Here is a 20,416-nt window from a genome sequence, read left to right as displayed (position 1 = left end):
ATCATATGGTTAGTAACTTCAGACATCACCTGTTGAGTCTGTCGTTACTGATTGGCGTAGCGGCCCCCTGGGCCGCTAATGCCCAAGCGTCAATCAGTAGCGTTGGCTCCGGCTCGGTCGAAGACCGCGTCACCAGTCTAGAAAGAATCTCAAACGCCCAGGCACAGCTGATGCAGCAACTGCAGCAGCAGATGAGTGATAACCAGCGGGATATCGACTCGTTGCGTGGGGAAATCCAGCAAAATACCTATCAGCTGAACCAGGTTGTTGAGCGCCAGAAGCAGATCTATCAGCAGATCGACAGTCTGAGCAGCAATAACAGCAACGCCAGCCAGCCAGCCGCAGGTGCCGGTGATGGCACCGGTGCGGGCGCGGCAGCAGCCTCTGGCACGGATTCCGGTGCCGCTGCAGCCGGCGGCAGTGCGCCGGTACAGAGTGGCGATGCCAACAGCGATTACAATGCTGCTGTCGCGCTCATTCTGGAGAAAAAACAGTATGACCAGGCGATCGCTGCGCTACAGGCGTGGGTGAAACGCTATCCGGATTCGACGTATCAGCCGAATGCCAATTACTGGCTGGGGCAGCTGTTTTATAACAAAGGCAAGAAAGACGACGCCGCGTATTATTACGCCACGGTGGTGAAGCAGTATCCAAAATCCCCCAAGGCTGCTGAAGCGTTGTTAAAGGTTGGCGTGATCATGCAGGAGAAAAACGACACGGCGAAAGCCAAAGCCGTTTATCAACAGGTGATCAAACTTTATCCTGATACCGAATCTGCTAAGCAGGCGCAAAAACGGTTGTCTGGTATGTAATTTGTGCAGGTTTGACCGGATATCGAGTGATTTCTGGTCTTGCCGCATGAAAGGTAGGCAATTGAACCCTTTAACAGAAAATAAGGGTTGCGCTACCTCGGTAAATCAGTAATATATGCCGCCGTTGCCGGGACACATTGCAGATGTGTCTGGCAAGCCTGAAGATGGGTCGTTAGCTCAGTTGGTAGAGCAGTTGACTTTTAATCAATTGGTCGCAGGTTCGAATCCTGCACGACCCACCATCTCCCGCAGGACGTTGTTCCCCAAGAGAACCTTCAGTATTGCTTCACAACCTTAAGATGGGTCGTTAGCTCAGTTGGTAGAGCAGTTGACTTTTAATCAATTGGTCGCAGGTTCGAATCCTGCACGACCCACCATCTTAACCTCAGGCATTATTGGTGAATGTGTTTGAGCGGTTGTCAGCCCCGAGCGGGTCGTTAGCTCAGTTGGTAGAGCAGTTGACTTTTAATCAATTGGTCGCAGGTTCGAATCCTGCACGACCCACCAATTCAGAAAAGAGCGCCCTCCGGGCGCTCTTTTCGTTTGTCGCGTCGCGTAGTTAAGCGTGCGGGATGAGAACCTGCAGCAGGTTCGACTGAATCGCGCAGCGATTCAGGCTGATGCGTCAGCATCACCCGGAGGGCGAGGCCCGCCGGGCCGAGGCAATCCTGCACGACCCACCAATTCAGAAAAGAGCGCCCAGCGGGCGCTCTTTTCGTTTGTCGCGCCGCATAGTTAAACGTGCGGGATGAGAACCTGCAGCAGGTTCGACTGAATCGCGGAGCGATTCAGGCTGATGCGTCAGCATCACCCGGAGGGCGAGGCCCGCCGGGCCGAGGCAATCCTGCACGACCCACCAATGTTGAAAGGCGCCCTAAAGGCGCCTTTTTGCTATGCGTAAAACGTGTGGGATGAGAACCTGCAGCAGGTTCGACTGAATCGCGGAGCGATTCAGGCTGATGCGTCAGCATCACCCGGAGGGCGAGGCCCGCTGGGCCGAGGCAATCCTGCACGACCCACCAATGTTGAAAGGCGCCCTAAAGGCGCCTTTTTGCTATGCGTAAAACGTGTGGGATGAGAACCTGCAGCAGGTTCGACTGAATCGGGCAGCGATTCAGGCTGATGCGTCAGCATTACCCGGAGGGCGAGGCCCGCCCGCTGAGGCAATCCTGCACGACCCACCCATTCAGAAAAGCACGCCCACCGGGCATTTCGTCAGGCGTGCAGTGCGGTTAAACGTGCGATAAGCGCCCGCCACAGGCCGACTGAATCATCCGCCTCCTTGCTGCTATCTGCCATAAAAAAAGCGCCCTGTGGGCGCTTGTGTGGCGTGAGGCATCAGCAGGATTAGCGTGCGGCGGTCTGCTGGCCCGGTTCGAGATTGAACTGTTTCAGCAGCGTTTCGAGCCGCAGCGCCTGATCTTCCAGGGCATTGGCGGACAGGGCAGAGGCGGAGACCAGCGAGGCGTTTTGCTGCGTGGTGCTGTCCAGCTCCGATACCGCCCGGGCGATCTGCTCAATACCGCGGCTTTGCTCGTCAGAAGCCGAAGAGATCTCACCCACAATATGATTGACGCGGGAAATGGCATTCACCACCTGTCCCATTCTCTCGCCCGCACGCGCAACGCGGTTATTGCCTTCGGCAATCTGACCAACGGATGCACTGATGAGCTGCTCAATGTCTTTCGCCGCCTGAGCGCTTCGCTGAGACAGATTACGCACTTCGCTGGCGACCACCGCAAATCCGCGCCCCTGTTCGCCCGCCCGCGCCGCTTCAACCGCCGCATTCAGTGCCAGGATATTGGTCTGAAACGCGATGCTGTTAATGACGGCAGTAATCTCGGCAATTTTTTTGGAACTGGCAGAGATGTCGCCCATGGTTTGCACCACTTCACTCACCGCAGCACCGCCTTGCTCAGCCTGCAAAGAGGCTTCCGCCGCTATCTGGCTGGCATGGCGAGCGTTATCCGCGTTGTGCTTCACCGTCACGGTGAGCTGCTCCATGCTGGCAGCAGTCTGCACGACAGCCGCTGCCTGTTGCTCAGTCCGTGAGGAAAGGTTGTGGTTGTCGCTGTTAATACTGCTCGCCGCCTGGGAGACGGTAAAGACGCTGTCGCGGACTTCCTGAATCATCGTCCGCAGGCGGTGATTCATTGCGCCCATTGCACCGGCCAGCTTGCCAAGCTCATCACGGCCGCCCGGTTTGATATCGGCACTTAAATCCCCGCTGGCGATACGCTCGGCCAGCAGCAGGTTGTTTCGGACAGGGGCGGTGATCTGACGGCTGATCAGCCAGGCGATGAGAATACCCAGCAGAACCGCAATGCTGACCGTCAGCAGCGTCAGATTAATTGAACCGTGGGTCAGGTTGCTGTTTTCCACTTTCATCTGCTGCAGAAGCATTTTAATGATGGCACTGCTTTTATCACCGTCCGTTTTAACGGCGCTTTCCGCAACGCTGAGTTCGCGAAAGCCTGCCGCGTAACGCTCACTGAGTTGTTTCACGTCAAGCGTTGCGCTCCACAGTGCGTTCAACTGCGTCTGTGCCTCCGGGGGCAACTGCGGTAATAAGGCGGAGAGGCTGGACTGAATCGTCCTGGCTTGCTGTTCAAGCTGCACCTGAAGCGTAGCGGCATTAACCGGGTCGTAGCGCAGTAACTGAAGCTGATCGCGTAGCTGGCTGATGGCGAGAAGCTGCTGGAACAGTACGCTGGCATCGGTCATCTGCGTTTTAATTAACGCTTCGTACAGGGTTGACTGGCTTTGCATGTTGCGCTGATCGAGCTGTTTACCCGTGGCGGCCAACGTCTGGACTGCCTGGGTCATGGTGGTGATGCTGCTTTGAAAGTGACTGAGTTGACTGGCGATAGCTTGAAGTTCAGCCTGCTGTTCAGGCTGCCATGTGAACTGCTGAGCATCCTGAGTGAGCTGAGAGGCGTGGGCAATGTAATCTGCCATCACTTTGCCGGCTTTTTCATCCCCATACAGCAGTTTGAGCCGGTTGACTTTGGCCTGAAAGACATCAATGTTGATATCGTAAATCAGGGTGCTTTGTTCATAAACATCACGAATATTTTTAAAGCGTAATACGCTGATACTGCCCGAGCCCACCACTAACAATAAAACGAGTCCAAATCCTAAACTGAGTTTGTGCGCAATTTTTGTATTTTCTAACCGCAACCCCATGACTTCTGCCTCCTGCCCATGTCAACGATGTTAAGCCAAATTGGTTATCGGTTGCACAGGGCAGGAGTTTAGTAAGAACGCGGTTATTTTTTTGATAATGCAGAAATTATGAGCGCGCCGCGTAAGGCTTACAGGCTTTTCCAGATATGCATCACGGCATAGCTGCGCCACGGGCGCCACTGCTGCGAACGAACTTCTGCGGCCTTAGGTGTCAGGCCTCCCAGCTTATTGCGTATGGCAATATCCTCTTTGGGAAAAGCATCAGGCCAGCGCAGTGCGCGCATGGCGATGTAATGCGCGGTCCAGGGGCCAATGCCCGGCAGCGCGACCAGCCGCGTCATGATCTCATCGGGCGTGAGCGTAGCGTTAAAACGCAGGCTGCCCTCAACACAGGCACCTGCAAACGCCAGAATCGCTCTGGCTCGCGCGCTGACAATCCCAAGGCTGGCAATCTCATCGACCGTCGCCTGTGCGATGCGCTGTGGCTGGACAGTATAGCGGGACAGGTCCGGGAATGGCGTCGAGCAGGGCTCACCAAACGCCTGGGCAAAACGGCTGCTGAGGGTGGTCGCCGCTTTCACGGTGACCTGTTGACCCAGAATGGCACGGACGCCCATTTCAACGCTGTCAAACGCGCCAGGCACGCGCAGGCCGGGAGCGTCATGAAGGCTTTGTGCCAGCAGAGGATCCTGCTGCAGGTGAGCCGCAATTCGCTGCGGCTGCGCGTTCAGGTCGAACAGATCGCGCAGGCGGCGCAGGAGTGCAGGTAATACCGGCGTCAGGGACAGCGTGAACTCAACGCGGAGCGCATGCCTGGCCGGGAGCGGTGAAACGCTGACCCAGCCGCGATACTGACCCAGCGCCACGGTTCTGCGGTAGGTTTGGTCCTCAACGGCTTCAATCTCTTTCATCAACCGCAACTGCAGAAAATCCAGCATCGCCTGCCAGTCATAGGGCGGGCGATAGCTGAGCTGCAGTTGCATGGTATCGCCTGGCTGCTGTGTGGCTTGCGGCGCGGTTTTTCGCAAGGCGCCGGGTGTCATGCGATAGCGGGCCTGGAACACGTCATTAAAGCGCCGTAAACTGCCGAAGCCGCTGGCGTAGGCAACATCGGTAACCGGGAGCGTGGTTTCAGTCAGTAACTGCTTGGCCAGCAACATGCGGCGTGTCTGTTTCAGCTCCAGTGGGGTGACGCCTAACTCCTGCTGCACAATCCGCCGCAGCTGACGGGCACTCATGCCAAACTCGGTGGCGATGTCGTCCAGCCCTGCGTGCTCTTCCAGCAACCCCTCTTCAATGCGCTGCACCAGACGGTCAGCGACTCTGTGGGCATTGTCGACGGGCGCATTACCAGGTGCCAGTTCAGGACGACAGCGCAGGCAGGGGCGAAAACGTGCTTTCTCCGCGGCCTCAGCACTGCTAAAGAACACGCAGTTTTTTTGCATCGGCGGCTTAACCGGACATATCGGACGACAATAAATGCCGGTTGAGGTCACGCCAACAAAAAACACGCCGTCAAAACGCGTATCCCGCGACGTTAACGCCTGGTAAGCCGTATCTGGATCAAACATGGTTGCTCTCCGGCAAATAGCGACAGCGTAGCGCTGGCGGATGAGATTGACTGGCTGTTTTCGGACAGCACATCAGTTTATTGTAATGACCGAAAACAGCCAGTTTGACGCTAAAAAAGTGCGATAATGCCCGACAGAATGATGATGGGAGGAACAGCATGTATTACTGCAAACCTGTGACAACCCCGGTCGGCGAACTCACGCTTATCGCCAGCGATCGCGGTCTGGCGGCCATTTTATGGCAGGACGAAGTGCGCAGACATCCCCGCTTATCGCCGGTAGAACGCGACGATAACCATCCGGTGCTGCGCGAAACCGAAACCCAGCTGCACGAGTATTTCGCGGGGACGCGCCAGCGTTTTACCTTACCGCTGGATTTCGCCGGAACCGACTTTCAGATAAAAGTGTGGCAGGCACTGCTCACCATTCCCTTTGGCGAAACGCGCAGTTATCGACAAATTGCCGAGGCGATTGGTCATCCTGCCGCGGTGCGCGCGGTGGGCGCGGCGAATGGCCGAAACCCGCTGTCGATTGTGGCGCCCTGTCATCGGGTGATTGGGACGAATGGCAAACTGACCGGCTTTGCGGGCGGGCTGGCGGTCAAAGCCTTCTTACTCAAGCTGGAAGCGCCCCAGCAGGGGCTTGTCGGCCTCTCTTCATCGTAGCGAACAAATAAAACACGACACTCTGCCGCTTTTCCGCTATCGTGTTTAGCATATAAAACACGATGGCGATATTTACGTCCTGTTGAGCCATAACTGGCGATTTTCGTTAATTTTACAGAACGAGAGCGGTGTCATGAGCGCAATCTTTGATCCAGAAAATGCTGTTTATCCTTTTCCCCCGAAGCCTGCCCGGCTGAACGACGAGCAAAAAACCTTTTATCGGGAAAAAATTAAAGCGCTGCTTAAGGCTCGCAATGCCGTGATGGTGGCGCATTACTACACCGATCCTGAGATTCAGGCCCTGGCGGAAGAAACCGGTGGCTGCGTCTCTGACTCGCTCGAAATGGCGCGCTTCGGCAGCCAGCATGCGGCCGGTACGCTGCTGGTGGCCGGCGTCCGGTTTATGGGGGAAACGGCCAAAATCCTCAGCCCGGAAAAAACCGTCCTGATGCCCACGCTTGAAGCCGAATGCTCGCTGGATCTTGGCTGTCCGATTGAGGAATTTAACGCCTTTTGCGATGCCCATCCCGATCGTACAGTCGTGGTTTACGCGAATACCTCGGCGGCGGTGAAAGCGCGCGCCGACTGGGTGGTCACCTCCAGTATCGCGGTGGAATTAATCGAGCATCTGGATAGCCTGGGTGAGAAGATTATCTGGGCACCCGATCGGCATCTGGGGCGCTACGTCAGTCAAAAAAGCGGGGCCGATGTGTTGTGCTGGCAGGGCGCCTGCATCGTCCATGATGAGTTCAAAACCCAGGCACTGCAGCGGATGAAGGCGCTTTATCCGGATGCGGCGGTGCTGGTTCATCCCGAATCGCCCCAGGCGATTGTGGATCTGGCCGATGCGGTAGGCTCGACCAGCCAGCTGATTCAGGCTGCCAAAAGCCTGCCGCATCCGCAGATGATCGTGGCGACCGATCGCGGTATCTTTTACAAGATGCAGCAGGCGGTGCCCGACAAAATATTGCTGGAAGCGCCGACGGCAGGCGAAGGTGCGACCTGCCGAAGCTGTGCGCACTGCCCCTGGATGGCCATGAACGGACTGCAAGCCATTGCCGAGGCGCTGGAGTCAGGTGGGCAGGCACATGAAATTCACGTGGATGCGGCGCTGCGTGAAGCCGCACTGGTACCGCTGAACCGTATGCTATCCTTTGCTGCAAATCTCAAACATAACGTGAAAGGAAACGCGTAACGCGCGTCTTTGACAGGTGGCTGATATGGATTTTTTTAGCACACAAAATATTTTAGTGCACATCCCCCTGGGGGCCACGGGCTACGATCTCTCATGGATTGAAGCCATTGGGACACTGGCGGGCCTGCTGTGTATCTGGCTCGCCAGTCTGGAAAAGATCGTCAACTATGCGTTTGGTCTGCTAAACGTCACGTTGTTTGCGGTGATCTTTTTTCAAATTCAGCTTTATGCCAGCCTGCTGTTACAGCTGTTCTTTTTTGCGGCTAACGTTTATGGCTGGTACGCCTGGAGTCGGCAAACGTCGGATCATCAGGCCGAGTTAACTATACGCTGGTTACCGCGCGCAAAAGCCATTGGCTGGGCGGTTGGCTGCGTGATCGCGATTGCGTTTATGACGGTGTATATCGATCCGGTCTTTGCCTTTCTCACTCAAATGGCGGTGAGCCTCATGAATGCGGCGGGCTTTGCCGTGGCGATGCCCACGCTGCAGCCGGATGCGTTTCCCTTCTGGGACGCCTGCCTGATGGTGCTGTCGATTGTGGCCATGGTGCTGATGACGCGTAAGTACGTCGAGAACTGGCTGCTTTGGGTGATTATCAACGTCATCAGCGTGATGATATTTGCCCGTCAGGGGGTTTACGCGATGGCGCTGGAGTACGCTATTTTGACGTTGATTGCGCTCAATGGCTCGAGGATGTGGATAATCAGCGCACGAAAACAGGGTTCTCGTGCGCTGTCTGCTCAGTGATGATGTGCGTGCTCACCGTGCTCGTGATGGTGGTGAGCACCCTCAATCACCGGCGTGTTAAGCGCGCAGTCCGGTCCCACACAGGGCTGAAACTCCATCTGCACCGTCGCGTGTTCAATTTGATAATGGTCGTGCAGATAGGTGTGAATGCGGCGCAGTAAACCATCATGATCGCGTGGCGGGATCACCTGAACGTGCAGCGTTAAAATCGGCTTCTCGCCCACCTGCCAGACATGCACATGATGAACATCGCGCACCTCTGCAATATTACGCTTCAGATCGCGTCTGAGCTTAGTCACATCCAGCGAATCAGGCGCGCCTTCCAGTAGCTCATGAAAACTCTCCCGCAGCAGCGCCCAGGCGTTACGCAGTATCAGCAGTGACACCAGAATCGACAAAATAGGGTCAGCAGGCGTCCAGTTCGTCAACAGAATGATGACCGCCGCTACGATGGCACCTACCGAACCCAGCAGGTCGCCCATCACATGCAAGGCGGCCGCCCGCACGTTGAGGTTCTTCTCTTCACTGCCGTGGTGCAGCAGCCAGAATGAGAGAATATTCGCCAGCAGCCCGCCAATAGCAATGCCCAGCATCAGGCCGCCGGTGATGGGCTGCGGATGGGAGAAGCGTTCAATGGCTTCCCAGACAATCAGGAAGGTAATCAGGATCAGGGCAATAGCGTTAACGAAGGCGGCCAGCGTGGTAAGCCGCAGCAAACCAAAGGTATGACGATCGTTGGGTTTACGTTTGGCAAACTGTACGGCCAGTAATGCCATCAGCAGCGCGGCGGCGTCGGTCAGCATATGACCTGCATCCGCCAGCAGGGCCAGTGAGCCTGAAATCCAGCCGCCAATCACTTCCGCGACCATAAAGAGCGCCGTCACGGCAAAGGCCGCCATCAGGCGCTTACGGTTGGTGTCCTGACCGCTATGAGAGTGGGTGTGTGCCATAAGTATCCAGTTTGAGTAATAACCTGTCGGTCAATGATATCAGCAATTGCCATTCTGCTGAGCTGTCCTGCTGGTGCTTCGCCTTGTCAGACAGCTGCTGACAGAGCCTTGCCCCTTCTTCAATGCCAATCAACAGCCAGCTTCCTTTCATACGGTGTGCTGACTCGGCCAGCTGCGTCGCGTCACCGGTCTGGTGCGCGGCATACAGCTGTGCCCGATCTTTCTCCAGGGTATCACGTAATGTTTTACCCAGTCGGTTAAGAAATTTCTCGTTTTGCTGTGCCAGCTGCCACAGATTGTCCTCCACTGACGCCAGCGGATCGTCGCGGAAGTCTGCCAGTATCTCGCCGATATCCTGTAGCTGAACCGGTTTAATCAGCACGCGCTCGTTCGCAGCCAGCTGCACGTTAAGTAACTGCGCATCGGCGGAACACAGCACCCGTCGCTGCCTGCCGCCACGCTGTCGTTGCCGACGGCGTAACAGGCGCAGCAGCAGCGTGCCATCAGGACGCGGCATCATCTGATCGATAAACAGCAGGTCGTAAGGGCAGCGCGCATCGGCCAGCAGCAGATCGCGGCCATGCTCAAAACAGTCAGCCTGAACAGCAAAGCGGGCAAGCTGCTGCTCCATGACGATCAGGTTGGTGGGATGATCGTCAACCACCGCCACGCGCAGCCCCGGAAAGCCCGGCAGGGCGGTCGGGTCGCTGTCAGGAACGGGATCACAGGGGATCAGTGGCAGCACGATCGTGACATCCGTGCCTTTGCCGGGTACGGAATGGAGTGCAATATCGCCGCCCATCCGCTGCACCATCTCCCGACAGATAAACAACCCCAGTCCGCTGCCCTGGACCGATACGGCTTTTCCCGACGGTGCCTGGTACCAGGGATCGAACAGTTTACGCTGCTCCTCTGCCGGGATGCCGCTGCCGTTGTCGCTCACGGTTAACTGCAACCTGTCCGTGGCCGACAGCGTCAGGCGAATCAGGCCCTGCCGGGTAAATTTAAACGCGTTGGTGATGAGATTATTCACGACCTGCTGCAGGCGATCGGCATCCATCATAATCGCGTCAGGCAGCGGGGTCAGGGCTTCAACCTGCAGCCGCGGCCCCTCCGGGCGCATCAACGGGTGGTAGAAATGGCGCTGCTGCGCCAGCCAGGGGGCTAGCGCCAGCGGACGGGGCGACAGGGCAAAACTGTTATTTTCAATACGCGCATGATCCTGCAGATCGTTAAGCAGCGTCATCAGTGACTGCGCGCTGCGGTGCAGCAGTTGCAGGTTGTCACTGGAACGCTGCTGTTTTTCCAGCTCCAGCAAGCCCAGTATCGCCTGCATGGGCGTGCGCAGTTCGTGACTGACCGTCGCTAAAAACTGGCTTTTCATCGCGTTGGCGCGTTCGGCCTGCTCACGCTGTTGACGGTCACGTCGCTGTTGCCAGTAACGCCGGGCAAGCAGCACCAGCAAAATCACGATGGCGACGCCGCCCGTCAACAATACGGCCACCGGCAGAACACGCATCGCCGCAACGCTGCCAGGTTGCGGTGGCATCGACCAGCGATCGCGCATCTGGTTTTGCGTATCGGCGGGGATCTGTTGCAATGCGCGATCCAGAAGGGAACGCAGCTCGGGCCGATCGGGCGCGATGCCCACCGCGATGGGCCACGCAATATCGCTGGCGGCAAAAGCCAGATGAATCTGCGGATCGTTACGGCTGGCAATCCGCCAGCGCGCGGACAACACGTTATCCACTAAGGCGTCAATCTGCCCGGTTGCCAGCGCATCGTACAGGCTGTTTCGGTCGCTGTAGCGTTGAACCTGCGCGTTCTCAGGAATAAGGCGTTGCGCCAGGTCATTCTGCAGAATTCCGATGCGCTTGCCTGCCAGATCGCTCCAGTGCGACCAGTCAGCTGGCTGGCGGATATAAATGCCCCACAGCGCGCGCCAGACCGGCAGGCTGGTACTTTGCGTTTCGCCGTTAAGCGGTTGCATCAGCTGTAACATCACCTGGTGCTGAGCGATCAGACTGGCGGCCTCCTGAGGGTTACTGACCCAGCGCGGGGTAAAACGTAATCCTGTGCTTTGGGCCACCGCGTTGAGCAGATCAATACCGTAGCCCCGCGCGGTGCCGTTGCTGTCACGGTAACTCCAGGGATAGTTATCCGCTTCAGCGGCGTAGGCCACAACCGGGTGGGCCGTTATCCACTCGCGCTCGCTGGCGCTAAGCATCAGCGTCTGCGTGTCCTGATAGCGGGGAAGACTGCTGCTCCAGCGCGCCTGCAGGGTACTCATCAGCTCGGCGGGAAGCTGGCGCAGACTCTCGTTCAGCCACGCGATAAGCGCCGGATCGCGCGCCACGGCGCGCAGGTTGAGCTGACCGGCATCGATGCCGGAAGCGATTTGGTAGATTTGTCCCTGTTGCAACTGACTCAACAGAAAACCCGCGCTGGTTTCATCCGCCACAACGTAATCGTTCTGCTGATTCAACAACGTATAGAGCGCCTGAAGATCGCTGCCGTAGGTTCGCCACTGATGACGGGCCGCCAGGGCCGGGGGCAGCTGGGCCAGCGTGAGATGACTGATAGCCAACTGAGCATTATGACTATTGAACATCACGGCACGCTGGTTCTGCTGATTGCGATAAATACGCAACGGACTGCTAAACCAGCTGTCGCTGGCGACCGTATTGGCTGGCAGGGGCGGGGCAATCATTCCCAAAGCAAAATCTATCCGGCCGTCCGTTAGTGCGCCTAATAAGTCAGCCTGAGTGGCATAAAGACTGAGCGTGAACTGCGCCCCGGTTAACTGGTGCAGCGCGGCCAGGTAATCGGCATCGATGCCGTAGAGATCGTTACCCACCCGCATTGTCCAGGGCGCATTATTCTCCTCCAGCAGGCCGACCCGCAAGACTTTGCCCTGCATCAGCTCGGCGCCTTTGACCGGCATCATCATTGGTAGACTGATGCTGCTGACCGGGCGCACATCGGCCTGCGCTAGCGTGGTAAACATCAGCAGGAACAGGAGCAGCCAGCGTCTCACTGCTGTGCTTTCCATAAATCAGCCAGCTCAACGACGGAGCGGGTGCCGGTTTTTTCCAGAATATTCTTTTTGTGAGTGCTGACGGTTTTGTTACTGATATGCAGCCGCTCGGCAATTTGCAGATTGGATAAGCCACTGGCCAGCAAAGCCAGTATCTGGCGCTCTTTACTGGTCAACGGCAGTTCCGGCTCGTCAGGACAGTCGGGGAAGGCGACGTGTCCACCGAGTACCGCCAGAATCGCGCTGAGTAACTGCTCCATGCGTTGGCTCTTCACCACATAGCCTGCCGCGCCCAGGGCCTGAGCGCGCCTGACGTAGTGGCTAGTTTGCTGGGCAGAATAAATCAGCACCGGGCAGTCGGGTAAATGGATCTTCAGGCGACGCAGGATCTCCAGCCCATCACCATCGGGCAAGCCGATGTCCAGCACGATGATATCGGGCGGAAGCGAGAGAAAAGCGCGGGCAGACTGTTCGCTGCAGGCGGAATAAAGTTGAAGAGGAATGGGGGATTTAGCCAATGCAGCTTCGAGTGCTACTTCAACCAGTGGATGATCGTCTATCAGAAGCAGTGAGGCCATGAACATTTCCCTGTCAAGTTAACAGGCTCAGCATAGCGGAAGTTGCGGCGGGATAAAATAAAGGAGAGCCAGGCTCTCCTTATCAGCTCAACAGTCAGTGATTACTGCGTGGTGCCGTCAGTTTTGGTATTAACGTGACCGCCACCTTTTTTGGTATGCACTTTTTTATTCATGTCAGGGCATTTGCCATCTTTACACTGCGTGTTCTTGTCAATTTCATCGGCAGTCATGTGTTTGCTGCTGGAGGTGCTGTCTCGGGTTGGAGAAGACATCTCAGTGCCGGTGTTATTAATTTTGCTGTTATCCACTTTGTTCGGTGGCAGATTCTCATTCGCGCCGCCGGCGACTGCGCCTGCTGCTGCGGCCTGGTTAGAGTTTCCGTTGGCAGCCATTGCTGCGCCACTGCCCAGAGTCATTGCTGCCGTCAGAAAAATTATTGCAAACTTATTCATCATTATGCTCCCGTTAATAAATGATATTTGCTGTCTCTAACCGCTGCCAGATAAGGTTCAGAGAAAAAGCGCCCTGAGCGAAATAAAATTTCGCTGGTTAGCTTAAAGACAGGTGTTAATAAAAGTAAGCCACCGTTCCTCAGTGATTACCTTTAAAAGTCTAGACGCATAACCCATTTATGCAAATTTCACGCATACATTATGCGCTCATCAGGAATTTACACCCTGTGCGCTTCGGGCTACATTGGCTGGGTTGTGTCCGGCGGGCGCCGGGCCAGAAATTATATGGAATGAGTATGAATTACCAGAACGATGACTTACGCATCAAAGAGATCAAAGAGCTCCTGCCCCCCGTAGCCTTACTGGAGAAATTTCCTGCCACCGAACGTGCAGCGCAGACCGTGTCTCAGGCTCGCCAGGCCATTCACCAGATTCTGACCGGCCAGGACGATCGCCTGCTGGTGGTCATTGGGCCCTGCTCAATTCACGATACGGAAGCCGCACAAGAGTACGCGGCGCGCCTGTTAACCCTGCGTGAGCAGCTTAAAGGCGAGCTGGAAGTGGTCATGCGCGTTTATTTTGAAAAACCGCGTACCACCGTTGGCTGGAAAGGGCTGATCAACGACCCTTACATGGATGGCTCCTTTCAGCTAAACGACGGCCTGCGCCTGGCGCGTAAGCTGCTGCTGGAGATCAACGATTCCGGCCTGCCTGCCGCTGGCGAATTCCTGGATATGATTACGCCGCAGTACGTGGCGGATTTGATGAGCTGGGGGGCCATCGGTGCCCGTACCACCGAGTCACAGGTTCACCGCGAGCTGGCTTCCGGCCTTTCCTGCCCGGTAGGGTTTAAAAACGGTACGGACGGCACCATTAAAGTGGCGATTGATGCCATCAACGCAGCCGGTTCACCGCACTGTTTCCTGTCAGTGACCAAATACGGTCACTCCGCGATTGTGGAAACCCGCGGTAACGGCGACTGCCATATCATCCTGCGCGGCGGTAAAGAGCCGAACTACAGCGCCAGTCATGTCAGCGCGGTGAAAGCCGGTCTGGAAAAAGCCGGGTTGCCTCAGCAGGTAATGATCGACTTCAGCCATGCTAACAGCAGCAAGCAGTTTCAGAAGCAGATGCAGGTGGCGGACGATGTGGCACAGCAGATGATCAACGGTGAGCGCGGTATTATCGGCGTGATGATTGAAAGCCATCTGGTTGAAGGGAATCAGAGCCTGGAAAGCGGCGAGCCGCTGGTCTATGGCAAGAGCGTCACGGATGCCTGTATTGGCTGGGCCGATACCGAAAAGGTGCTGCGTCAGCTGGCCGATGCGGTTATAAAGCGTCGCAGGTAAGCAGGGCGCAATAAAAAAGGGCCAGACATTGTCTGGCCCTTTTTGCACGGAAGCAAAATTACTTCGCTTTACCCTGATTGGCAACGGCCGCGGCTTTCGCTGCGATCTCGTCAGCATCACCCAGGTAGTAATGTTTGATCGGTTTGAAGTTTTCATCGAACTCGTACACCAGCGGAACGCCGGTCGGGATATTCAGTTCAAGAATCTCTTCTTCGCTCATGTTGTCCAGGTATTTCACCAGCGCACGCAGTGAGTTACCGTGGGCCGCCACGATCACTTTCTCACCACTTTTGATACGTGGCAGAATGGATTCGTTCCAGTAAGGGATCACGCGTTCGATGGTCAGCGCCAGGCTTTCGGTGGTGGGCAGCTGCTCAGGCTTCAGTGAAGCATAACGCGGGTCGTGTCCAGGAAAACGCTCATCGCTGCGGTCCAACTCTGGCGGAGTCACCGCGAAGCCACGACGCCACTGTTTAACCTGCTCGTCGCCGTATTTTGCGGCGGTTTCAGCTTTGTCCAGGCCCTGCAGCGCGCCATAGTGACGTTCGTTCAGACGCCAGGATTTCTCAACGGGCAGCCAGGCCTGATCCAGCTCATCCAGCACATTCCACAGGGTGTGAATGGCGCGTTTCAGCACAGAGGTGTAGGCGAAATCAAACACGAAACCTTCTTTCTTCAGCAGCTGTCCGGCTGCTTTAGCTTCGGTACGGCCCTTGTCAGAAAGGTCTACATCATACCATCCGGTGAAGCGGTTTTCGTTGTTCCACTGGCTTTCGCCGTGTCGCACCAGAACCAGCTTAGTTACAGCCATAGCTTAACTCCTTAATACTTGATGTTTCTGAGATAATGGAAACCTGCTGTCGCCAGCCCGTTGGCTGACCAATTGCGTTCTACCATAGCGGAAAACGGCGCACTGCGTAAGTCTGTCTGTGACGCACTGCGCGTTTTTCACACGGTGGCTCAGCGTGGTGTAAAGCGATAGCGCGTGACGGATTCCCAACGATCTCCCGGTTGCAGCCAGCAATCATCCTGTGGCCACTCGGGATGATTAGGCGAATCCGGTAAAAATTCACTCTCCAGCGCGATCCCCTGAAAAGCAGTATAGCTTTCCTGCTCCCGGGCGCGCGTGCCGGCCAGATAGTTACCGCTGTAGAACTGTAACGCGGGCGCTGACGTGGTCACGCTCAACTGGAGCTTGCCGTCCTCTGACCAGAGTTCAGCGGCAGGCTGGCTGCTATCGCCTGCACTGTTCAGCAGGAAAGCATGGTCATAGCCTTTAACTGCCTTCTGATCGTCATCGGCAAGAAAATCCTGCTCAATGCGTTTGGCCTGACGGAAATCGAAGCTGGTGCCGTCCACTGCCTTCAGTGGGCCGTTGGGAATCCCCTCGCTATCCACGGGCAGGTAACGATCGGCGTGCAGTTGTAACCGATGCTGGCGCGCATCACCATGATGCGCATCAAGATTAAAGTAAGCATGGTTGGTGAGACCGACCGGGCAGGGCTGGTCGCACTGCGCCTGATAGTGAATGGACAGGCAGTTATCGTCATCCAGCACATAGCGCAAATCAGCAATAAGGTTGCCCGGGTAGCCCTGATCGCCATCGGGCGAATCAAGACGATAATGCACTTCCGTTTCTGACTGACTGACAATTTGCCAGCGGCGTTTATCAAACCCTTCTGGGCCGCCGTGTAACTGATGTTCGCCCTGATTGGCGCTCAACTGGCGGCTGATTTTATTCAGTTTTGCGCCGGCAATACGGTTTGCATAACGGCCTACCGTGGCACCCAGATAGGCATCCTGATGCAGATAGTCGGAAGGGGTTGCACAGCCCAGCAGGGCTTCACGCACGTGACCGTCCTGCAGTGGGACTCGCGCCGACAGCCAGGTTGCGCCCCAGTCCATAAAGGTGGCAATCATGCCATTGGCATTACGTAATACGGTGATGCGCCACGGCTGACCGTCCGGCGCATGGGAGTTCACATCGTTTAGCATTGGCCCGCTCCTTCTGATGCTTTGCACACGTAGAAGGTCTCCTTGATGCCCGTTTTGGCTTCATACTGGCTGGCGACGGCGGCCTGAACCTGGTCTACCAGATCAAGCGGCATCAGGGCGACAATACAGCCACCGAAGCCACCGCCGGTCATGCGAACACCGCCACGATCGCCGATCTCGGCTTTAACAATCTCGACCAGGGTATCCACCGGCGGCACGGTAATTTCGAAGTCATCACGCATTGAGGCGTGAGATTCCGCCATCAGTTCGCCCATGCGGGCTAAATCGCCGCGAGACAGCGCCTTGGCGGCCTCCAGCGTACGGGCGTTTTCAGTGATGACGTGACGTACGCGTTTGACAACCTGCGGATCTAACTGAGACTCAGCCGCGTTGAACTCGGCCAGGTCGACATCCCGCAGCGCCTTTTTGTTAAAGAAGCGTGCGCCGGTTTCACACTGCTCACGGCGAACGTTGTATTCGCTTCCCACCAGGCTGCGACGGAAGTTGGAATTGATGATGACCACGGCAATATCGTCCGGCATCGAAACCGGTGTCGTGCCCAGCGTCCGGCAGTCCAGCAGCATGGCATGATCTTTCTGGCCCAGCGCGGAAATCAGCTGATCCATAATGCCGCAGTTACAGCCCACGAACTGGTTTTCTGCTTCCTGACCGTTGACCGCGATGGCGGCGCCGTCCAGTGCCAGGTTAAACAGCTGCTGGAAAACCGTTCCGACCGCCACTTCCAGCGAGGCGGAAGAGCTAAGGCCCGCGCCCTGAGGCACGTTGCCGCTAATCACCATATCGACGCCGCCAAAATCCGGTGCGCGTTGCTGAAGGTGCTTGACGACGCCGCGTACATAGTTCGCCCACATGGGTTCTTTTACGCTGGTAATCGGGGCATCCAGTGAAAAGGTGTCCTGCGCCTGATCGTAATCCACGGCAACCACGCGTACCTGCCGATCGTCGCGTTTTGCACAGGCGATAACCGTTTGATAATCAATAGCGCAAGGCAGCACGAAACCGTCGTTGTAATCGGTGTGCTCGCCAATCAAATTAACGCGGCCTGGGGCCTGAATCGCGTGGGTAGGCGCATAGCCAAAGGTCTCAGTAAACACCTGCTGCGTGATGGTTTTTAAGCTCATTGTTTTGCCTCACGGAAATGAATATCGCTCACGGAACGCAGGCGTTCGGCTGCCTGTTCTGCGGTTAAATCGCGTTGGGTTTCAGCCAGCATCTCGTAGCCGACCATAAATTTGCGCACCGTTGCGGAACGCAGCAGCGGCGGATAAAAGTGGGCGTGCAGCTGCCAGTGTTCATTGTCGTCACCGTTGAACGGCGCGCCGTGCCAGCCCATGGAATAGGGGAAGGAGCACTGAAACAGGTTGTCGTAACGGCTGGTCAGGCGCTTGATGGCACAAGCCAGATCGTCACGCTGCGCATCGGTCAAATCGGTCAGGCGCTTAACATGGGTTTTTGGCAGCAGCAGGGTTTCAAACGGCCACGCCGCCCACCAGGGCACCACGGCCAGCCAGTGTTCGGTTTCAACAACGGTGCGGCTGCCATCCTGCTGTTCACGCTCAAGGTAATCCACCAGCATCGGCGAGCCCTTTTGGGCAAAATAGCGGCGCTGCAGATCGTCTTCGCGCTGGGCTTCATTAGGCAGAAAGCTGTTGGCCCACACTTGTCCATGGGGATGAGGATTAGAACAGCCCATCGCGGCGCCCTTGTTCTCAAAGACCTGCACCCAGGGATAGTGCTGACCCAGTTCAGCCGTCTGTTCTTGCCAGGTGCGGACGACGTCCTGTAAGGCGCTCAGTGACATTTCGGGCAGGGTTTTACTGTGATCGGGCGAAAAGCAGATGACGCGGCTGGTACCGCGCGCGCTTTCGCAACGCATCAACATGTCATCGCTTTCAGGCGCGTCGGGCGTATCCGTCATTAACGCGGCAAAATCATTCGTAAAAACGTAGGTGCCTTGATAATCAGGATTCACATCGCCCGTGATGCGCGTGTTGCCTGCGCACAGGAAACAGTCAGGATCGTGTGACGGCAGCGTATTCACTGCGGGCGTTTCCTGAGCCCCCTGCCAGGGACGTTTGGCACGATGAGGAGAAACCAAAATCCACTGATCGGTCAGGGGATTGTAACGGCGATGAGGATGATCGGCCGGGTTAAATTTTTCCATGTTGCATCCTGGTAAGCGTCAAAATTAAAAAGTCATCAAGAAAAAATAGCACATCGGGTGAGTCAAAAACGTGATCCAGTCTGGATAAGTGGTATCGTTTACACAAGCTGAATATTCTTATTTAAAGGCGGATCCGCACATCGCATCGCTAAAAAACAGGTTTAAATGGTAGCGTTTACATCTGGTGGTCAACAACGCCGCTGGTACGGCGTCAGGGCACTCAAATCCTGTCCTGTTGGTAGCGATAGCCGCCGTCAGGCTGGGCCACAAAATGCAGACGGTGGGTAATACACTGGGGCGCGTCCTCAGCATGATGTGAAACGAACAGCAGTTGAGTACGGCCTTCACCAATCAAAATATCGATGAAACGTCTTACCAACTGGCGGTTGAGTGGATCAAGCCCCTGCAAGGGTTCATCCAGTATCAACAGCGTAGGATGCTTAACCAGCGCCCGGGCGATCAACACCAGCCGTTGCTGGCCCCAGGATAAACCGTGAAAGGGCATATCCCCCATTCTGCTATCCATGCCCAGCAGAGCCAGCCACTGACGCGCCAGCGCCATTTGGCGATCGGAGACGGCCTGATAAAGACCAATCGAGTCAAAAAAGCCGGACAGGATCACGGTCCGGACGTTGACGCTTACGCGGTAATCAAGATGCAGGCTGCTGCTGACATAGCCAATATGCTGTTTGATATCCCAGATGGTTTCGCCGCTGCCACGGCGCCGGCCAAACAGGGTTAAATCGTTGCTGTAGCCCTGGGGATGGTCGCCCGTAACCAGGCTGAGTAATGTGGATTTGCCCGCGCCGTTTGGCCCGAGAATATGCCAGTGCTCCCCGGTATTAACCTGCCAGTCGAGGCCGTCGATAATACGCTGGTCGTTGTAGGATACGATGCCGTTACGCAAAAGCACTCGCGGCGCGTCATCTGCCAGCGGCGGTAGCGCATCCGGGACGTCGGCTTCCGGCAGCGCCATGCCAGCCAGTTGCTCACTGCGCGCCAACTGGGCCACCAGCGCCTGCGCCAGAATTTCCTCACGGGGTCCGACATGCGTCAGGCTGCATTCTGCCAGCACGCCAACCTGGTCAACGTAGTCCGGAATATCATCGAAGCGGTTCAGCACCAGCACCAGGGTAAAATCCGCCTGCGGCAACTGGTGCAGCGTGGCGGTCAGATTCGCGCGCGATTCGACATCCAGGCCGTCGAAAGGCTCATCCAGAATCAGCAGGTCGGGCTGCTTCATCAGCGCCTGGCACAGTAATGTTTTGCGCGTTTCACCGGTAGAGAGGTATTTAAAACGGCGGTTAAGCAGGCCGGTGATACCAAACTGCGTGGCCAGCTGCTCGCAGCGCACCCTGTCTTTAACCTCATCCTGAATGATTTCAGCCGTTGTGCGGCCGGTATCATCCTCACCTTCGCTCAGCAGGTCGGTGTTATTCCGTTGCCACTCATCGGCGACCAGCTTCTGCAACTGCTCCAGCGACAGGCGGCTGGGACGTTGAAAATCACAGGTTACCTGACCTGACAGCGGTGCCAGTTCACCCGAGAGGGCGCGCGCCAGTGAGGATTTACCACTGCCGTTGGCACCGACAAATGCCCAGCGCTCGCCGGGCTGAAGGTGTACATCGGTCAGCGACAACACTCGCGCATCATTAAGATGAAATATGCCTTGCGAAATATGCAATGAAGCCAT

Annotated in this window: 16 protein-coding genes, 3 tRNA genes and 4 other RNA genes; 12 read left to right on the top strand and 11 right to left on the bottom strand. The window is 56.4% G+C overall.

Going from position 1 to position 20,416, the window contains the following annotated elements:
* The first annotated feature begins 5 nt into the window (after positions 1 to 5).
* From cpoB to P9J57_RS14410, 8 genes are all read left to right on the top strand, one after another.
* A complete protein-coding gene (gene cpoB, locus P9J57_RS14445) occupies positions 6 to 812 on the top strand; it encodes a cell division protein CpoB (protein ID WP_028714944.1) in 807 nt (268 codons plus the stop codon).
* A 166-nt stretch (positions 813 to 978) separates the two neighbouring features.
* Positions 979 to 1,054 (top strand) — tRNA-Lys (locus P9J57_RS14440).
* A 59-nt stretch (positions 1,055 to 1,113) separates the two neighbouring features.
* Positions 1,114 to 1,189 (top strand) — tRNA-Lys (locus P9J57_RS14435).
* A gap of 54 nt (positions 1,190 to 1,243) precedes the next feature.
* A tRNA-Lys gene (locus P9J57_RS14430) sits at positions 1,244 to 1,319 on the top strand.
* 44 nt (positions 1,320 to 1,363) lie between these two features.
* Positions 1,364 to 1,495, top strand: a non-coding RNA gene (locus P9J57_RS14425) — RtT sRNA.
* A gap of 44 nt (positions 1,496 to 1,539) precedes the next feature.
* Positions 1,540 to 1,671: non-coding RNA, RtT sRNA (locus P9J57_RS14420), on the top strand.
* Between the two features lie 31 nt (positions 1,672 to 1,702).
* Positions 1,703 to 1,834: non-coding RNA, RtT sRNA (locus P9J57_RS14415), on the top strand.
* A gap of 31 nt (positions 1,835 to 1,865) precedes the next feature.
* Positions 1,866 to 1,996, top strand: a non-coding RNA gene (locus tag P9J57_RS14410) — RtT sRNA.
* A 163-nt stretch (positions 1,997 to 2,159) separates the two neighbouring features.
* Here P9J57_RS14410 and P9J57_RS14405 read toward each other — a convergent pair.
* The gene (locus P9J57_RS14405; RefSeq protein WP_014593201.1) at positions 2,160 to 3,998 is read right to left on the bottom strand and encodes a methyl-accepting chemotaxis protein; all 1,839 of its coding nucleotides are present in this window, start codon (positions 3,996 to 3,998) and stop codon (positions 2,160 to 2,162) included.
* Positions 3,999 to 4,126: 128 nt separating this feature from the next.
* Positions 4,127 to 5,569, bottom strand: a complete 1,443-nt coding sequence (alkA, locus tag P9J57_RS14400; protein ID WP_089517488.1) for a DNA-3-methyladenine glycosylase 2 — start codon at positions 5,567 to 5,569, stop codon at positions 4,127 to 4,129.
* A 158-nt stretch (positions 5,570 to 5,727) separates the two neighbouring features.
* Between alkA and P9J57_RS14395 the strand changes: the two genes are divergently transcribed.
* The 3 genes from P9J57_RS14395 (at position 5,728) to pnuC (ending at position 8,177) form a co-directional block, all read left to right on the top strand.
* Entirely contained in the window at positions 5,728 to 6,234 is a 507-nt protein-coding gene (locus P9J57_RS14395; protein WP_019106133.1) for a methylated-DNA--[protein]-cysteine S-methyltransferase, read from the top strand.
* A 133-nt stretch (positions 6,235 to 6,367) separates the two neighbouring features.
* Complete coding sequence (gene nadA / locus P9J57_RS14390) at positions 6,368 to 7,429, top strand: quinolinate synthase NadA (protein WP_014593204.1); 1,062 nt, start codon at positions 6,368 to 6,370, stop codon at positions 7,427 to 7,429.
* A 25-nt stretch (positions 7,430 to 7,454) separates the two neighbouring features.
* Positions 7,455 to 8,177, top strand: a complete 723-nt coding sequence (gene pnuC, locus P9J57_RS14385; RefSeq protein WP_014593205.1) for a nicotinamide riboside transporter PnuC — start codon at positions 7,455 to 7,457, stop codon at positions 8,175 to 8,177.
* Here the strand turns inward: pnuC and zitB are convergent.
* The 4 genes from zitB to P9J57_RS14365 all read right to left on the bottom strand — a co-directional run bounded on the left by zitB (position 8,171) and on the right by P9J57_RS14365 (position 13,197).
* A complete protein-coding gene (zitB, locus tag P9J57_RS14380) occupies positions 8,171 to 9,127 on the bottom strand; it encodes a CDF family zinc transporter ZitB (RefSeq protein ID WP_013025083.1) in 957 nt (318 codons plus the stop codon). The genes pnuC and zitB overlap by 7 nt on opposite strands.
* The gene (locus tag P9J57_RS14375; protein WP_014593207.1) at positions 9,105 to 12,179 is read right to left on the bottom strand and encodes a hybrid sensor histidine kinase/response regulator; all 3,075 of its coding nucleotides are present in this window, start codon (positions 12,177 to 12,179) and stop codon (positions 9,105 to 9,107) included. Before P9J57_RS14375 ends, zitB begins: the two co-directional genes overlap by 23 nt.
* Positions 12,161 to 12,742, bottom strand: coding sequence for a LuxR C-terminal-related transcriptional regulator (locus P9J57_RS14370; protein ID WP_015700728.1), 582 nt, complete (start codon positions 12,740 to 12,742; stop codon positions 12,161 to 12,163). Before P9J57_RS14370 ends, P9J57_RS14375 begins: the two co-directional genes overlap by 19 nt.
* Before the next feature lie 101 nt (positions 12,743 to 12,843).
* Positions 12,844 to 13,197, bottom strand: a complete 354-nt coding sequence (locus tag P9J57_RS14365) for a YbgS-like family protein (protein WP_013025086.1) — start codon at positions 13,195 to 13,197, stop codon at positions 12,844 to 12,846.
* Positions 13,198 to 13,490: 293 nt separating this feature from the next.
* On the opposite strand from P9J57_RS14365, the gene aroG reads away from it, so the two are divergent.
* Positions 13,491 to 14,543, top strand: a complete 1,053-nt coding sequence (aroG, locus tag P9J57_RS14360) for a 3-deoxy-7-phosphoheptulonate synthase AroG (protein WP_014606285.1) — start codon at positions 13,491 to 13,493, stop codon at positions 14,541 to 14,543.
* 58 nt (positions 14,544 to 14,601) lie between these two features.
* Here the strand turns inward: aroG and gpmA are convergent, their stop codons facing one another.
* The 5 genes from gpmA to modF all read right to left on the bottom strand — a co-directional run bounded on the left by gpmA (position 14,602) and on the right by modF (position 20,416).
* Entirely contained in the window at positions 14,602 to 15,354 is a 753-nt protein-coding gene (gene gpmA / locus P9J57_RS14355; protein ID WP_013025088.1) for a 2,3-diphosphoglycerate-dependent phosphoglycerate mutase, read from the bottom strand.
* A gap of 149 nt (positions 15,355 to 15,503) precedes the next feature.
* On the bottom strand, positions 15,504 to 16,538 hold the full coding sequence (galM, locus tag P9J57_RS14350; protein WP_024472422.1) for a galactose-1-epimerase: 1,035 nt from the start codon (positions 16,536 to 16,538) through the stop codon (positions 15,504 to 15,506).
* A complete protein-coding gene (gene galK, locus P9J57_RS14345; protein WP_024472421.1) occupies positions 16,532 to 17,680 on the bottom strand; it encodes a galactokinase in 1,149 nt (382 codons plus the stop codon). Before galK ends, galM begins: the two co-directional genes overlap by 7 nt.
* On the bottom strand, positions 17,677 to 18,723 hold the full coding sequence (gene galT / locus P9J57_RS14340) for a galactose-1-phosphate uridylyltransferase (RefSeq protein WP_133344348.1): 1,047 nt from the start codon (positions 18,721 to 18,723) through the stop codon (positions 17,677 to 17,679). The genes galK and galT overlap by 4 nt, the downstream gene beginning before the upstream one ends.
* 220 nt (positions 18,724 to 18,943) lie before the next feature.
* Positions 18,944 to 20,416 (bottom strand): molybdate ABC transporter ATP-binding protein ModF, encoded by a 1,473-nt coding sequence (modF, locus tag P9J57_RS14335; protein WP_078828556.1) that lies wholly within the window; start codon positions 20,414 to 20,416, stop codon positions 18,944 to 18,946.

The organism is Pantoea sp. nfd-35, assembly GCF_056892255.1.
The sequence above is the reverse complement of the archived record's forward strand: the minus strand, read 5'-3'. Positions and strand labels throughout refer to the sequence as shown.

Excerpts from the sequence above, each read along its gene's own strand:
- cpoB (WP_028714944.1), top strand. The coding sequence starts at position 6 with ATGGTTAGTAACTTCAGACATCACCTGTTGAGTCTGTCGTTACTGATT.
- P9J57_RS14405 (WP_014593201.1), bottom strand. The coding sequence starts at position 3,998 with ATGGGGTTGCGGTTAGAAAATACAAAAATTGCGCACAAACTCAGTTTA.
- alkA (WP_089517488.1), bottom strand. The coding sequence starts at position 5,569 with ATGTTTGATCCAGATACGGCTTACCAGGCGTTAACGTCGCGGGATACG.
- P9J57_RS14395 (WP_019106133.1), top strand. The coding sequence starts at position 5,728 with ATGTATTACTGCAAACCTGTGACAACCCCGGTCGGCGAACTCACGCTT.
- nadA (WP_014593204.1), top strand. The coding sequence starts at position 6,368 with ATGAGCGCAATCTTTGATCCAGAAAATGCTGTTTATCCTTTTCCCCCG.
- pnuC (WP_014593205.1), top strand. The coding sequence starts at position 7,455 with ATGGATTTTTTTAGCACACAAAATATTTTAGTGCACATCCCCCTGGGG.
- zitB (WP_013025083.1), bottom strand. The coding sequence starts at position 9,127 with ATGGCACACACCCACTCTCATAGCGGTCAGGACACCAACCGTAAGCGC.
- P9J57_RS14375 (WP_014593207.1), bottom strand. The coding sequence starts at position 12,179 with ATGGAAAGCACAGCAGTGAGACGCTGGCTGCTCCTGTTCCTGCTGATG.
- P9J57_RS14370 (WP_015700728.1), bottom strand. The coding sequence starts at position 12,742 with ATGGCCTCACTGCTTCTGATAGACGATCATCCACTGGTTGAAGTAGCA.
- P9J57_RS14365 (WP_013025086.1), bottom strand. The coding sequence starts at position 13,197 with ATGATGAATAAGTTTGCAATAATTTTTCTGACGGCAGCAATGACTCTG.
- aroG (WP_014606285.1), top strand. The coding sequence starts at position 13,491 with ATGAATTACCAGAACGATGACTTACGCATCAAAGAGATCAAAGAGCTC.
- gpmA (WP_013025088.1), bottom strand. The coding sequence starts at position 15,354 with ATGGCTGTAACTAAGCTGGTTCTGGTGCGACACGGCGAAAGCCAGTGG.
- galM (WP_024472422.1), bottom strand. The coding sequence starts at position 16,538 with ATGCTAAACGATGTGAACTCCCATGCGCCGGACGGTCAGCCGTGGCGC.
- galK (WP_024472421.1), bottom strand. The coding sequence starts at position 17,680 with ATGAGCTTAAAAACCATCACGCAGCAGGTGTTTACTGAGACCTTTGGC.
- galT (WP_133344348.1), bottom strand. The coding sequence starts at position 18,723 with ATGGAAAAATTTAACCCGGCCGATCATCCTCATCGCCGTTACAATCCC.
- modF (WP_078828556.1), bottom strand. The coding sequence starts at position 20,416 with ATGGCTTCATTGCATATTTCGCAAGGCATATTTCATCTTAATGATGCG.